This is a genomic window from Chitinophaga tropicalis (genome assembly GCF_009758205.1).
Lineage (GTDB): Bacteria > Bacteroidota > Bacteroidia > Chitinophagales > Chitinophagaceae > Chitinophaga > Chitinophaga tropicalis.
Genome location: NZ_WRXN01000003.1, coordinates 417279 through 432320 on the forward strand (window position 1 = coordinate 417279; position 15042 = coordinate 432320).

The window sequence follows — 15042 nt, forward strand, 5'->3', positions numbered from 1 at the left end:
CTATTAAAAAAGAGAGAGGCTGACCGAAATTAGTCACTTTACTAACGCGCATCATGGTTTCCCTGTTGTACAACCTGTTAATTTGTCAACTTAAAACCCCTTAATGTATGGGAAACTATGTTATTAAACGGAATGGAGAGTATAAGCCATTTGAGGAGTTCAAGATACTGGACGCCATCACCAGGGCCTTTCAGAGTGTCAGCGAGAAGTTTGACCCCAGCGTATACGAATGGGTGATGCTGGACCTCTCAACAAAGGAAGTGTGGGCGGTGGAAGAGATACAGGACCTTATAGAGAAGAAGCTGTACTTCAAAGGGTATTTTGAGGTGATGCGTTCTTTTATTATTTACCGTCATACACGTAAGCTGCAGAGGGAGCATATTAATCATCTTAATGAGGACACGACCTATGTAGACAGTACCCAGACTATTGAGGAGTATATCAGGGAAACGGACTGGCGCATCAATGCCAACGCCAATACTTCCTATTCCAATGCGGGATTGGTGAATAACACTGCAGGTAAGATCATTGCCAACTACTGGCTGGATAAGATCTATTCCAAAGAAGAGGGATATGCGCACAGGAACGGGGATATACATATTCATGACCTGGACTGTCTGACAGGCTATTGTGCCGGCTGGAGCCTGAGAATATTGCTGGATGAAGGATTTAACGGTGTGCGGGGCAGAGTGGAAAGTAAAGCCCCTTCACACTTCAGGGAGGCCCTGGGACAAATGGCTAACTTCCTGGGCATTCTTCAGAGTGAATGGGCCGGCGCGCAGGCATTCAGTTCTTTTGATACTTACCTGGCGCCGTATGTGTTTAAAGATCAGCTGACCTTTAAGGAGGTGCTGAAGGCAGTGCGCAGCTTTGTATATAATCTTAATGTACCGGCCCGCTGGGGACAATCACCTTTTACCAATATTACACTTGACTGGGTAGTTCCTGCCGATCTGAAAGAGCAGATACCTACGAAGAACAGTTCTCACCTGTTTGCCAATATTGAAGATGATTACCTGTTGCTGCTGGCAAAGGAAAGAGGAGTGAAGAGACTGACAGATCTCAGGTATGAGCATTTCCAGAAGGAAATGAACATTATCAACAAGGCGTACTATACGGTGATGACGGAAGGAGATGCCAACGGACAGCCATTTACTTTCCCTATCCCTACTGTGAACATTACAGAAGACTTTGACTGGAATGGTGAGAACGTAGATCTTTTATTTGAGAATACAGCGAAGATAGGATCATCCTATTTCCAGAACTTTATAGGCAGCCAGTACATTCTTGATGCAGATGGCAACAGGATAGAGAACCCGGATGCCTACAAACCTAATGCAGTGCGTAGTATGTGCTGCCGCCTGCAGCTGGACCTTCGGGAGCTGCTCAAACGTGGGAATGGTTTGTTTGGAAGTGCGGAAATGACGGGAAGTATAGGTGTGGTGACCATCAACATGGCCAGGCTGGGATTTCTTTATAAAGGAAATAAGGAGAAGCTGTACGAGCGGCTGGACCAGCTGTTGCTGGTTGCTAAATCAACGCTGGAAAAGAAAAGGGCTTTTATACAGGAAATGTATGACAGGGGATTATACCCTTATACGCAGAAGTTCCTGAAGCATTACAGGAACCATTTTTCCACTATTGGTGTAAATGGTATGAATGAGATGCTGATGAACTTTACTGATAAGAAAGAAGATATTACAGGGCCTGCGGGGATCCGTTTTGCATCGGAGATACTGGAGCATATCCGTTCCCGGATGAAGGAGTTCCAGGAGGAGACAGGTAATCTTTATAACCTGGAAGCTACGCCGGCAGAGGGGACTACGTACCGTTTTGCCAAAGAGGATAAGAAGCGGTTCAGGGGTATTTTCCAGGCCGGGAGAGGAGATGATATCTATTATACCAACAGTTCACAGATACCGGTAAATCATACGGAAGATCCTTTTGAAGCGTTGCTGCTGCAGGATGAGCTGCAGTGCAAATATACAGGAGGAACGGTGTTGCACCTGTATATGCGGGAGAAGATCAGTACTCCGGAAGCATGTAAGAACTTTGTAAGGAAAGTGCTCACTTATTTTAAGCTGCCGTATATAACGGTTACGCCTGTGTTCAGTATATGTCCGGTTCACGGTTACCTGAACGGGGAACATGAATACTGTCCTAAATGCGATGAGTTATTACTGAATGAAGATCACCTAAACACAATACATCATGAACACGCAACAGCAGAATGAGGTCCTGCAACAGCTGAAGGACAAGCGAAGCAAATGCCTCGTTTACACAAGGGTAATGGGCTATCACAGGCCTGTAGAAAGTTTTAACATCGGGAAGAAAAGTGAACACCGTCAACGGACGTATTTCAATGAATGTAAGATCAGTAAAGTCGCTTTATAGTATTACGCCGTTCACGTTACTGGATTACCCGGACAAAACAGCCTGCATACTCTGGTTTGCAGGCTGTAATATGCGTTGCCTGTATTGTTACAATACGGAGATCGTTCTGGGTAAGGGACGTTTGAGTTTTGAAGATGCCCTTCAGTTCCTGTCTTCCAGGAAGGGATTGCTGGACGGTGTGGTACTGAGTGGGGGAGAATGTACTATGCATAAGGGGCTTTTGCCCTTTATTGAAAAGATAAAGGCTATGGGTTTTTCTGTGAAGATAGATACCAATGGCTCAGATCCTGTTCTGTTAAAACAGCTGACACAGGGCAGGCTGGTTGATTATATAGCGCTGGATTTTAAAGCGCTGCAGGCCCGTTTCCGGGAGGTTACGCGATCAGATCTTTTTTTAAAATTTGAAGAGAGCCTGTTGCATCTTGTTTCTTCGGGCGTAGCTTTTGAAGTGCGTACAACAGTGCATTCAGGGCTGATCCCTGAGAAGGATTTTGTAGCTATGGTGCATTATCTTCAGTCAGTGAATTACAGGGGGAATTATTATGTACAGCATTTTATGAATGGCGTTCCTACTTTAGGAGAGCTGGAGCCGGCCCGCAAGGAGCTGGGGCAGAAAGACCTGTCAGTTCCGGGGGTTAAAGTGGTTTACAGGTAAGTGATTTTTCGTCCGTTTCATCTATTTTCTCTAATTTGGTCCCAATCAACTTTAGATATGGACCGCGTTGATATCAAAAGACTGGCAGAAAAGCTAAACTTATCTACCTCTACTGTTTCAAGGGCATTCAGGGGGAATAGTGACATTAATCCCGAAACAAAGGCCAGGATACTTTCCATGGCAAAAGAGTTTAACTATCAGCCAAATCATTATGCCAGCAATCTCAGGGATAAGAAGAGCAATACGATTGCTATTATAGTGCCTGAGCTTGCTAACAACTTCTTTTCCCAGGCCATTCATGGTATTGAGCGTGTAGCGCGGGAGAAGGGATATTATACACTCATCTATGTAACAGACGATGAATATGAAAAGGAAGTCATGTTCATTGAGAAGCTGTACAACGGCAGGGTAGATGGTATTATCATGTCTGTTTCCGGTGAGGCGAATGATCATGCTTATCTGAATAAGCGTGGCGCTAAAAGTATTCCCCTGGTATTCTTTGACAGGGTATACGATGATATTGATGTACCGAAAGTGACTACAGATGACTATACAAGCAGCTTTGACGGAACGCTTCACCTTATTGAGGGGGGATGTAAGAAGATAGCTTTCCTGGTGGTAAATAAAAGTCTTTCTATAGGTAACATCCGTATGCAGGGATATCGTGATGCGCTGAAGGATGCGGGAATTCCTTTTGATGAAAGGCTGGTGATAGATTGCAGTAATGATTATAGCAAGAACTATGGCATACTTACTGAAATGCTGCGGGAGCAGCGGCCGGATGGGTTGTTTGCTTCTGTAGAACGCCTGGCTATTTCCAGTTACTATGTGTGTCATGATCTGGGGATCAGGATACCGGAAGATATTAAGATAGTTAGCTTTTCCAGCCTGGAGATAGCTTCTCTGCTCAATCCGGCTTTGTCTACTATTACCCAGCCGGCGTATGATCTGGGAACTAATGCTGCAGAGTTGCTTTTTAAGACTTTGGAGGGGAAGACGGAGGTGAAGGACCATATTGTGCTCAGTTCGAAGCTTATTCCGAGGAAGTCATCTGTTGTTGTTTAGCTTTTGCAGGGCTGAAAGGAAAAAAAATAAAATGAAAGCGTTTGTATTGTTTTTAAATAACTGATATTCAGCTAGTTGATTCATTTGAAAGGATTGTCTTTTAACTTTTTCTCAAAAAAAATTGTTTCAAAATGTTTCACGAAATGAAAAATCCGCTACTTTAGCGGTACATTCTATTTCTTGTTCCACGTTCCGGGAACGTTCCCGGAAACAGAAAAACAAACGCTAAAGCATGAATCCGACTTAACATTATTGATTTTGGACCTACGGGGGGACAACTATTGAACTTATTCCCGTAAAGTAGTCCGCGACCACTGTCATTAGCCATGGATCCCGGAGGGGGTCCTGCAGGGACTCTTTTGTCTTAAAAATCTGTAATGGCTGGAAACGTAACAAATTCCTTATCAATTTAATTGAACGTTAAATGAAAAAAACACGCCTTGCCCGGTTAGCGATGCTGCTGTGTTGTGTGTTCATGTCCTTATTCACCTATGCGCAATCAGGCAGTATCAATGGAAAAGTAATGGACGACGCCGGCGATCCGCTGCCGGGAACTACGGTTTTTGTAAAGGGCACTCAGAAAAACGCTGTTGCGGATGATGCCGGTAATTTCAGTATTAAGGGGATCAGTCCCGGTGCTGTTACCGTAGTGGCCAGGATAGTAGGTTATGAAACCCTGGAGCTGCCGGTTACTGTTGGGAATGATGCCGCAACTGTGACCTTTCAGCTGAAAGCTGATGCAAAGGGGCTGAATGAAGTAGTGGTGGTAGGTTATGGTACGCAGAAGAAAAGTGACCTTACCGGTTCTATTGCTATTGTGTCAGCAAAAGACTTTAACAAGGGGCCTTTATCTTCTCCGGAACAGCTGATAACCGGTAAAGTGCCTGGGGTGCAGATCACTTCCAATGGAGGCGCTCCGGGTAGCGGTAGTACTATCCGCGTACGCGGTGGTGCATCCCTTAATGCTACCAACGATCCGCTTATTATCATTGACGGGGTACCTGTAGATAACAACAGTGTAAGCGGTACTTCCAATGCACTGAGCCTGATCAACCCGAACGATATTGAGACCTTCAACGTACTGAAAGACGCATCTGCAACCGCTATCTATGGTTCCCGCGCTTCCAATGGTGTGATCATCATCACTACCAAAAAGGGCAGGCTGGGAGATCAGCTGCATGTTTCTTTCAGCACTAATAATTCCGTTTCCAAAGTAACCGGTTATTCACCTGTGCTTTCTGCTGCGGAGTTCACCCAGGTAGTGAACGACCATGGCACTGCCGCACAGAAGGCATTGCTGGGAACTGCCAATACAGACTGGCAGAAACAGATCTACCAGTCAGCGTTAAGCACAGACAATAACCTTAGCCTGAGCGGCTCGTGGAAGAAACTGCCTTACCGCATTTCTGTGGGTTATCTGAACCAGGAGGGCATCCTCAAAACGTCTAAGCTGGAAAGAAAATCAGCGTCTGTGAATCTTTCTCCAAGCCTGTTTGACGATCACCTGAAAATAAACATGAACGTAAAAGGCTCTATTGCAGACAACCGTTTTGCAGACCAGGGAGCTATCAATGCAGCTATTGCATTTGATCCTACCCAACCGGTACGTTCAGGAGATGATAAAACATTTGGCGGTTACTATGAATGGCTTTACAACGGCTCTCTCTATGACCTGGGTACGAAAAACCCGGTGGCTATGCTGGAGCAGAAACATGATAATTCAACCGTTAAGAGAAGCATAGGCAACGTGCAGTTCGACTATAAATTCCATTTTCTGCCGGAGCTGCATGCTAACCTGAACCTGGGATATGACTATTCCAAAGGGGAAGGAGACGTGAATATTCCCGCATATGCAGCCCTGGCTTATTACAATGGCAAAGGCGGTTCCTATAAACATTACTCCCAGGAAATGAAGAACAAACTGATGGACTTCTACCTGAACTATAACAAGGAGCTTAAAAACATACGCAGCCGTGTTGAAGTAATGGGTGGATATTCTTACCAGGACTTCATTACCGCTACCCCGGCATTTGCCGTGCTGGATGAAGCGGGCGATACCACCACTGCCGCCGGTAACTATGCTGAAGCACAGCATACGCTGGTATCTTTCTTTGGCCGCTTTAACTATACCTACAACGATAAATACCTCCTTACTTTCACTATGCGCCGCGATGGTACTTCCCGCTTTCGTAAGCACTGGGGTAATTTTCCATCCGTCGCTTTTGCATGGAGAATGAAGGAAGAACCTTTCCTGAAGAGCAGCAATACTTTCTCTGATCTGAAGCTGAGGCTGGGCTATGGTGTTACCGGCCAGGAAAACATCGGCACAGGTAAAGAGTATGCTGCACTTTCCCGTTACACTTATGGTGACGCTACCTCTTCCTATATGCTGGGAGATGATTTCTACAAAACACTGCGTGCTGCAGGTTATGATGAGAACATCAAGTGGGAGCAGACAGCTACCTACAACCTGGCGCTGGACTATGGTTTCCTGGATAACAGGATATCCGGTAGTATAGATTTCTACTACAAGAAAACAACAGACCTGCTGGCAGACGTTACCACACCGGCCGGTACCAACCTGACCAATACGCTTTATACAAACATAGGCAGCCTGGAAAACAGGGGCGTAGAGTTTATTATCAACGCTACACCGGTACAGACAAAAGACTTCCGCTGGGATGCAGGGTTCAACATCACTTATAACAAGAACAAGATACTGTCACTCTCCAAAGCGAAGAACGATACAGCTGTGGGCATTGCTACCGGTAATATTTCAGGAGGGACCGGCAACAATGTCCAGATCAATTCTGTTGATCACCAGATCAATTCCTTCTATGTTTACAAGCAGATCTATGATAAGGATGGTAAGCCTATTGAAGGGTTGTATGAAGATACTAACGGCGATGGCGTTGTTAATGCGAGCGATAAATACCGTTATAAATCTTCCAACCCGGTGGTATACCTGAGCTTCAACTCACAGTTCAACTATAAGAAATGGAACCTGGGCTTCAGTGTACGCAGCAACATAGGTAATTATATCTATAATAACCAGGCGTCCAATAACGGCGCGTATAAAACATTCCAGAACAGTAACTACCTGGCCAATCTTTCTTCCAGTATATTGAAAACAGGGTTTACCACGCAGCAGTACTGGTCTGATTACTATGTTGAGAACGGCTCTTTCCTGCGCATGGATTATATCAACCTGGGATATGACTTTGGCAGGCTGCTGAGAAATAAAGTAGCCCTGCGTATGAACCTGAACGTACAGAATGTATTTGTGATCACTAAATACAGTGGCCAGGACCCTGAGGTGTTCAGTGGTATAGATGATAAGTTCTACCCACGTCCACGTGTATATTCCCTGGGTTTGAATCTTGATTTTTAATTAACAAAGAGGAAACGTTATGACCAAGCAATTCATATATAATGTTGTACTGGCGGGAGCTTTTACATGGGGGCTTGCATCCTGTACCAAAGACCTGGACCGTACACCTATTACAGAAGCTACTTCCGCCAGCGTATATAAAGACTTCAGCAACTATAAAGGCATACTGGCAAAGCTGTATGCAGGATTTTCCACTACAGGCCAGGTAGGCCCTACCGGCAGTGCGGATATCAGTGGTATTGATGAAGGTACGTCCAGCTACATCCGCGGATATTTCCAGATGCAGGAGCTGCCTACAGATGAGGCGGTGATAGGCTGGAATGATGGTACCCTGCAGGACTTTCACCAGATGGACTGGACGGCAGACGATAACTTTATCAATGCCATGTTCTCCCGCCTGTTCTACCAGATAGCACAGTGTAATGAGTTTATCCGCCAGACCACAGATGAGAAGCTGAGCGGCAACGGTATTACCGGTGATAATCTCACTGATGCAAAGTACTTCAGGGCAGAGGCCCGTTTCCTGCGTGCGCTGACTTACTATCATGCAATGGACCTTTTCGGCAACGTGCCTTTTGTAACAGATACCAATACGGTTGCTTACTATTATCCTAACCAGATATCCCGTGCGGACCTGTTTGCATATATTGAAAAGGAGCTGAAGGAGATCGATCCGTTGCTGATGGATGCACGTGCCAATGAATATGGCCGCGCTGATAAGGCCTGCGCCTGGGCGTTGCTATCAAGGCTTTACCTCAATGCGAAAACCTATACCGGTACAGAACGTAATACAGACGCTATTACTTACAGCCTGAAAGTGATCAACGCAGGTTATTCACTTGTGCCACAATATGCCAGGATGTTCATGGCTGACAATAATGCTACTTCCAGGTCTGAGCTGCTGCTTACCGCCAACTTTGACGGTACCCGTACGCAAACGTATGGGGGAACTACTTACCTGGTGCATGCCGCTGTTGGTGGTAATATGAGCGCCGCGGCATTTGGTGTGAACAGCGGCTGGGGTGGTTTACGTACTACCAGTGCATTCGTTGACCTCTTTACTGATATTACGGGGGCAACTGACAAGCGCGCTATGTTCCATACCAGCGGACAAAACCGCGAGATAGCAGACCTGGCTACATTCACCGATGGTTATGCTATCACCAAATGGACAAACAAAACATCTGCAGGGGCGGATGGTTCCAACTCTACTTTTGTAGATACAGACTACCCCTTATTCCGCCTGGCAGAGATGTATCTCAACTATGCAGAAGCCGTGTTACGCGGCGGTACCGGCGGAGATGCAAGTACTGCTTTATCTTATATCAATACCCTGCGTGAAAGGGCATACGGCAATACCAGCGGGAATATTACAGCTGCTAACCTGACGCTGGATTTTATTCTGGATGAAAGAGGAAGGGAACTGTACTGGGAAGGACATCGCAGAACGGACCTGGTGCGTTACGGACGCTTTACCGGCGGTACTTACCTGTGGCCCTGGAAAGGGGGAGTAGCAGCAGGCGCTTCAGTGGCAGCTTTCCGCGATATCTATCCCATCCCTACCAGCGCCCTGGTAGCCAATCCTAACCTGGAACAGAACGACGATTATTAATCAAAATACTATACCGTCATGAACGCCGGTCTCAATAAAATACTGATCATTTGCCTTTGTATGGCAGGCTTCTTTGCCTGTAAGAAAGAGGGCAGTTTTACACAGGTGAAAACAGGAACCAAGCCTGCTTTCAGCGCTACGGACTCTGTATTCGCCTTTACGTCTGCCGATGCAGCAAAAACCGCTGTTACCTATTCATGGACAGCATCGGAAGACTGGGGATACAAGGCCGTGGTTAATTACTCCCTGCAGATAGATGAGAAGGGAAATGGCTTTACCCGGGCTACCGAGGTAAGCATAGGAGCAGGAACATTAAAGAAGGAATATACGGTTGCCGCCCTGAACCAGATCGTGAATAACATGGGGTTGGCCGCAGGCCGTCAGCATGAGCTGGTGATCCGTGTAAAGGCTGCTGTAGATACTGTCGGGGATGAGATCTTCTCAGACAGCATATCTCTCACTGTTACTCCTTATTACGTTCCTAAAGTGTACAACTCTGTGTACCTGCCGGGGGGGTATGAGGGATGGTCGTTCGATGATCCGAGGCTGGGTTCTCTCGCTTCTGTTAACAATGACAAGACCTATGAAGGATATGTTTATTTCCCTGATGCCAATACTGAGTTTAAGGTCACTACTGCCAAGAGCTGGGATGTGAACTATGGTGATGGCGGAGGTGGTGCGCTTTCCTCCGGTGGCGGCAATATGAAGGCTGCGGCAGCAGGTTACTACAGGATAACTGCGAACCTGAATACGCTTACCTGGACTATCACAGCTACTACCTGGAGTATTGCAGGAAGCGCCGCCGGTACTGATAAGGCGATGACCTATAACAGTACCACGGGCGAGTGGAGCGCAACAGTGAGCCTTGCCGCCGGCAGCTTCTATTTCAGGGCTAACAATGCAGACGCCATTGCACTGAGTGATGATGATAATAACGGGGTACTGACAGCCGGTAGTGCCGGTACAATCAGCATAACTACTGCGGGTACTTATACCGTTACCATGAACCTGGGTAATGCAGGTAACTATGTTTATACATTAACAGCATTATAGGCTGAGGGAATATATATCTAAATCTAAACAAAAGATCAATGAAACAGAGATTGGCAATTACCCTACTGTTACTTATATCACTGCTGCCTGCCATGGCGCAGGTGCCTGCGCTGGAAAGGGTGGAACCTGCGTTCTGGTGGACGGGTATGCAGCAACTGTTCCTGCAGCTTATCGTGCATGGTGATAAGATATCAGAACGTGAAGTAGCGCTGGACTATCCGGGTGTGACCCTGTTAAAGGTGAACAAAGCAGAGAATCCCAATTATCTGTTTCTTGATCTGAACATTTCGGCATCAGCCAGCCCCGGGAAATTTCCCATCCGTTTCCTGCTGAAAGGGAAGAAAGAGATACGTTTCGAATATGAGCTGAAGCCGCGTAACACGGGTATTAAAGCCCAGGGCGTGAACACCGGAGATCTTGTGTACCTAATTATGCCGGACCGTTTTTCCAATGGAGATGTGCGTAATGACCTGATACAGGGCATGCAGGAAACTTCCCTGAACAGGGACTCTATGTACAAGCGTCATGGAGGAGATATACAGGGTATTATCAATCACCTGGGTTACCTGCAGGATATGGGCGTAACGGCGCTGTGGATGACCCCGTTGGTTACCAACGATCAGCCGCAGGCTTCCTATCACGGTTATGCGGCTACGGAGAACTACCGCATTGATCCGCGTTTTGGCAGTAATGAGTTGTATAAGGCGCTGGCAGATAGTCTGCATAAGCGTGGCATGAAGCTGATACAGGACCTGGTGCACAATCATATTGGCAGCCAGCACTGGACTATGAAAGACCTTCCTATGAAGAACTGGGTGCATCAGTGGCCGGTCTTCACACGGTCGAGCTTCCGTGCCCAGCCGTTGTTTGACCCTTACGGATCAGCGGCAGATAAAAAGATCATGAATGATGGCTGGTTTGACAATCATATGCCTGATATGGACCAGTCTAATCCATATGTGCGCAATTACTTTACGCAAAGCCACCTGTGGTGGATAGAATATGCAGGAGTAGATGCTTTCCGCCTGGATACCTATCCCTACAATGATACCGGCTTTATGGCGGAATGGGGAAAAGCCATCAAGGCCGCTTATCCCGGGTTTACCTTCTTCGGGGAAGTATGGGTGAAAGGAGTGCCAGACCAGGTGTTCTTTACGCAGGGAAGGACTGTAAACCAGCATCTGGATACAGAACTACCCGGTACGACAGATTTTCAATCGCTCTGGGCTATTACTGCCGCCCTGAATGAGAAGCCGGGATGGGATGAGGGTGCTGTGAAGCTCTATGCCAATTTCGCATCAGACTACCAGTACCAGGACCCTACGCGCAATGTGGTGTTCCTGGACAACCATGATCTGAGCCGTTTTTATTCTGTAGTGAATGAGAACAAGCAGAAGTACAAAGCTGCGCTGGCCTGGTTGCTGACTACCCGTGGTATTCCGCAGCTGTACTATGGTGCGGAAATTGGGATGAAGAATTTCAGTGCTCCGGATGGATTGGTAAGGGAAGATTTTAAGGGTGGATGGCCTGGCGATAAGCAGGATAAATTCACTGCTGCCGGCCGTAATGAAGAAGAGAACGAGTTATTCAATTACATACGCACGCTGGCCCTTTACCGGAAAAGCAACCCGGTGCTGCAGACGGGTAAGATGATGCAGTATGTGCCACAGAATAATGTGTATGTATACTTCAGGTATAACGCAGATAAGACCGTTATGATAGTCCTTAACCCGAATGAGCAGGAAGCAGTAATAGATCCTGCCCGTTTTACGGAGAGGACGAACGGTTATGCCAACGCACAAGATATTATTACCAATAAGACCTATAGTCTGTCTGACAGCCTGCATATTCCTGCAGTTACTACACAGGTTATGGAGCTGAATAAATAACAAGCCGCCGATATGCAAGGAATTGAAGCATGTATTTTTGACCTGGATGGGGTGATCGTAGATACCGCTATTTATCATTACAAAGCCTGGAAACGGCTGGCCAATGAGCTGGGCGCTGACTTTACGGAAACGCAGAATGAAAAGCTGAAGGGTATCAGCCGTGTACGTTCACTGGAGCTGATCCTGGAATGGGGTGGGATCAGCAAGACTGCTGATGAGCAGGCTGTACTGGCCACCCGTAAAAACGACTGGTATGTTGATATGATCAACCGGATGACGCCGGACGAGATCCTTCCCGGCGCCAGAGAGCTGCTGGAATCTATCCGGGCAGCCGGTATTAAGACGGCCCTGGGATCTGCCAGCAAGAATGCGGCCGTGATACTGGAGAAAGTAGGATTGCTGCCTTTATTTGATGTGCTGGTAGACGGTAATTCCGTCTCTTCTTCAAAACCTGATCCTGAAGTATTCCTGAAAGGCGCAGCCGCGCTGCATGCTGCTCCGGCAAAATGTATAGTGTTTGAAGATGCCATTGCAGGTATAGAGGCCGCAAAAGCAGGAGGTATGAAAGTGGTGGGAGTAGGAGAGCAGGCCGTATTACAGGGAGCTGACCTTGTTGTTGGCAGCCTGGAAGAGATTAACATACAAACATTACAGCAATTATGAAGCAATATATAAAGACAGATGAGTGGAACATTATCGAGGAAGGATTTGTACCACATTACAATAAGATATCGGAAAGTATTTTCAGCCTGGGTAACGGCCGTATGGGACAGCGGGCCAATTTTGAAGAGGCTTACTCAGGAGAGACGTTACAGGGAAACTATGTGGCAGGTGTTTACTATCCTGATAAAACCCGTGTAGGCTGGTGGAAGAACGGTTACCCGGAGTACTTTGCCAAAGTGCTGAATGCCGCCAACTGGATAGGTATTGATATACGTATTGGCGATGAGGTACTGGACCTGCATCATGCAAAAGTAAGCAGCTTTAGCCGGGTGCTGAATATGAAAGAGGGATATCTGCAACGTTCTTTTACCGCGACAATGAAGAGCGGGAAAGAGGTGCGTGTAACTGCTACCCGTTTCTGCAGTATTGCTGATGATGAGGCCTGTGCTATTCGCTACAGTATTACGCCGCTCAACTTTGACAGTGAGGCAGTGATAACGGGTTATATTGACGGTGATATCAGGAATCAGGATGCCAACTACGATGAGAAGTTCTGGGAGAGTGTTTACAGCCATGCGGAAGGGAACAGCGCTTACCTTGTACTGCGTACCAGGAAAACGGGATTTGATGTTTGTACGGGGCAGCAGTTGTTTATACTCCAGGACGGACAACCTGTGTCAATACAACCTGTACAACGGGAGAAGTATGTGGGGGGCAGCGCTGTTGCGGTCCTGTCCCGTAACCAGGAAACTATCATCTTTAAATACGCTGCCAATCTTTCTTCAGAGAATCATGCGCGTGAAGCGCTGGCCGGTAATTGCCGGCTGGTACTGGAAAGAGCTGCAGCCAAAGGTTTTGAGAGCATGCTGAAGGAACAGGCAGCAGCCTGGGCAAGGAAGTGGGAGGAGAGCGATATTGTGATTGAGGGAGATGCTGCTGCGCAACAGGCTATCCGGTTTAACATTTTCCAGCTAAACCAGACCTATACGGGAGAAGACGCACGTCTGAATATAGGCCCCAAAGGCTTTACCGGTGAGAAGTATGGCGGTTCTACCTATTGGGATACGGAGGCATACTGTTTACCGTTCTACCTGGCTACCGCCGGGCAGCAGGTGGCGCGTAACCTTCTTGTGTACCGTTATAAACATCTTGAAAAGGCAATTGAGAATGCTGTTAAACTGGGCTTTAGCAATGGTGCAGCGCTTTACCCGATGGTGACCATCAACGGTGAGGAATGTCATAATGAGTGGGAGATAACCTTTGAAGAGATACACCGTAATGCTGCCATTGCCTTTGCCATTTTCAATTATATTCGCTATACCGGAGATGAGGCATATCTTGCTGAATATGGACTGGAAGTGCTGATAGGTATAGCCCGTTTCTGGGCGCAGCGGGTGAACTGGAGCCATGCACGTGAGCAGTATGTGATGCTGGGGGTAACGGGTCCCAATGAATATGAGAATAATGTGAATAATAACTGGTATACGAACACTATGGCCGCCTGGTGTCTGCAATATGCTACAGAGGCGTTGCAGCAGGTGGTGGCCACCAATCCTGAAAGATATGAGGCTATCCTGCAAAAGACGGCCCTGGATGTAAAGAAGGAAACCGGGCAATGGCAGCATGTTATCAAACACATGTATTACCCCGAGGATGAGCAGCTGGGTATATTCCTGCAGCAGGATGGTTATATGGATAAGGACCAGACGCTGGTGAAAGACCTGGACCCGGCACAGCGTCCGCTGAATCAAAAATGGAGCTGGGACCGTATACTGCGTTCCTGTTATATTAAACAGGCAGATGTGTTGCAGGGGTTGTATTTCCTGGAAGACCGTTATGACCAGGATACTATCCGCAGGAACTTTGATTTCTATGAACCACGTACTGTTCATGAAAGTTCATTATCGCCCTGTGTACACGCCATTCTTGCCGCCAGGCTGGGGGATGAGCAGCGGGCATATGAGTTTTACCTGCGGACGTCGCGGCTTGACCTGGATGATTACAATAATGATACGGAGGACGGGTTGCATATTACTTCGATGGCAGGTACCTGGATGAGTGTTGTGGAAGGGTTTGCAGGGATGCGTGTGCGTGGAGGGCAATTGCAGTTCTCTCCTTTCCTGCCGGGCAAATGGCAGTCGTTTGCATTTAACATCCGTTTCAGGGGCAATGTGCTGAAAGTAAAGGCAGGAAAGCATGGAGTGAACATTGAGAATCATTCCGGCGGAGATATTACGGTGCTTATTTACGGAGAGCCCTGTGAGGTTGCCGCAGGTGCTACAGTGCAGTTAAAACATGGAAATCTGGTCAATTAAAATAT

The 15042-nt window shown here is 47.1% G+C and carries 10 protein-coding genes; all 10 read left to right on the forward strand.

What is annotated here, in order from left to right; genetic code table 11:
- Positions 1-107 precede the first annotated feature (107 nt).
- The 10 genes from GO493_RS09720 to GO493_RS09765 all read left to right on the forward strand — a co-directional run bounded on the left by GO493_RS09720 (position 108) and on the right by GO493_RS09765 (position 15037).
- The gene (locus GO493_RS09720) at positions 108-2234 is read left to right on the forward strand and encodes a ribonucleoside triphosphate reductase (protein WP_157305956.1); all 2127 of its coding nucleotides are present in this window, start codon (positions 108-110) and stop codon (positions 2232-2234) included.
- The gene (nrdD, locus tag GO493_RS31230) at positions 2212-2394 is read left to right on the forward strand and encodes an anaerobic ribonucleoside-triphosphate reductase (protein WP_157305957.1); all 183 of its coding nucleotides are present in this window, start codon (positions 2212-2214) and stop codon (positions 2392-2394) included. The genes GO493_RS09720 and nrdD overlap by 23 nt, the downstream gene beginning before the upstream one ends.
- The gene (locus GO493_RS09730; protein ID WP_157305958.1) at positions 2363-3049 is read left to right on the forward strand and encodes an anaerobic ribonucleoside-triphosphate reductase activating protein; all 687 of its coding nucleotides are present in this window, start codon (positions 2363-2365) and stop codon (positions 3047-3049) included. Before nrdD ends, GO493_RS09730 begins: the two co-directional genes overlap by 32 nt.
- A gap of 57 nt (positions 3050-3106) precedes the next feature.
- Positions 3107-4114, forward strand: a complete 1008-nt coding sequence (locus GO493_RS09735) for a LacI family DNA-binding transcriptional regulator (RefSeq protein WP_157305959.1) — start codon at positions 3107-3109, stop codon at positions 4112-4114.
- Between the two features lie 424 nt (positions 4115-4538).
- On the forward strand, positions 4539-7505 hold the full coding sequence (locus GO493_RS09740; RefSeq protein WP_157305960.1) for a SusC/RagA family TonB-linked outer membrane protein: 2967 nt from the start codon (positions 4539-4541) through the stop codon (positions 7503-7505).
- Positions 7506-7524: 19 nt separating this feature from the next.
- Entirely contained in the window at positions 7525-9117 is a 1593-nt protein-coding gene (locus tag GO493_RS09745) for a RagB/SusD family nutrient uptake outer membrane protein (protein WP_157305961.1), read from the forward strand.
- Between the two features lie 18 nt (positions 9118-9135).
- Complete coding sequence (locus GO493_RS09750) at positions 9136-10170, forward strand: SusE domain-containing protein (RefSeq protein WP_157305962.1); 1035 nt, start codon at positions 9136-9138, stop codon at positions 10168-10170.
- Between the two features lie 38 nt (positions 10171-10208).
- Complete coding sequence (locus tag GO493_RS09755) at positions 10209-12059, forward strand: glycoside hydrolase family 13 protein (protein WP_157305963.1); 1851 nt, start codon at positions 10209-10211, stop codon at positions 12057-12059.
- Between the two features lie 12 nt (positions 12060-12071).
- Positions 12072-12722, forward strand: coding sequence for a beta-phosphoglucomutase (gene pgmB / locus GO493_RS09760; protein ID WP_157305964.1), 651 nt, complete (start codon positions 12072-12074; stop codon positions 12720-12722).
- A complete protein-coding gene (locus GO493_RS09765) occupies positions 12719-15037 on the forward strand; it encodes a glycoside hydrolase family 65 protein (protein WP_157305965.1) in 2319 nt (772 codons plus the stop codon). The genes pgmB and GO493_RS09765 overlap by 4 nt, the downstream gene beginning before the upstream one ends.
- Positions 15038-15042: the final 5 nt, after the last annotated feature.

Bases quoted from the DNA above. Each gene is read 5' to 3' on its own strand.
- pgmB (WP_157305964.1), top strand. From the start codon at position 12,072: ATGCAAGGAATTGAAGCATGTATTTTTGACCTGGATGGGGTGATCGTA.
- nrdD (WP_157305957.1), top strand. From the start codon at position 2,212: ATGAACACGCAACAGCAGAATGAGGTCCTGCAACAGCTGAAGGACAAG.
- GO493_RS09730 (WP_157305958.1), top strand. From the start codon at position 2,363: ATGAATGTAAGATCAGTAAAGTCGCTTTATAGTATTACGCCGTTCACG.
- GO493_RS09735 (WP_157305959.1), top strand. From the start codon at position 3,107: ATGGACCGCGTTGATATCAAAAGACTGGCAGAAAAGCTAAACTTATCT.
- GO493_RS09720 (WP_157305956.1), top strand. From the start codon at position 108: ATGGGAAACTATGTTATTAAACGGAATGGAGAGTATAAGCCATTTGAG.
- GO493_RS09765 (WP_157305965.1), top strand. From the start codon at position 12,719: ATGAAGCAATATATAAAGACAGATGAGTGGAACATTATCGAGGAAGGA.
- GO493_RS09750 (WP_157305962.1), top strand. From the start codon at position 9,136: ATGAACGCCGGTCTCAATAAAATACTGATCATTTGCCTTTGTATGGCA.
- GO493_RS09745 (WP_157305961.1), top strand. From the start codon at position 7,525: ATGACCAAGCAATTCATATATAATGTTGTACTGGCGGGAGCTTTTACA.
- GO493_RS09740 (WP_157305960.1), top strand. From the start codon at position 4,539: ATGAAAAAAACACGCCTTGCCCGGTTAGCGATGCTGCTGTGTTGTGTG.
- GO493_RS09755 (WP_157305963.1), top strand. From the start codon at position 10,209: ATGAAACAGAGATTGGCAATTACCCTACTGTTACTTATATCACTGCTG.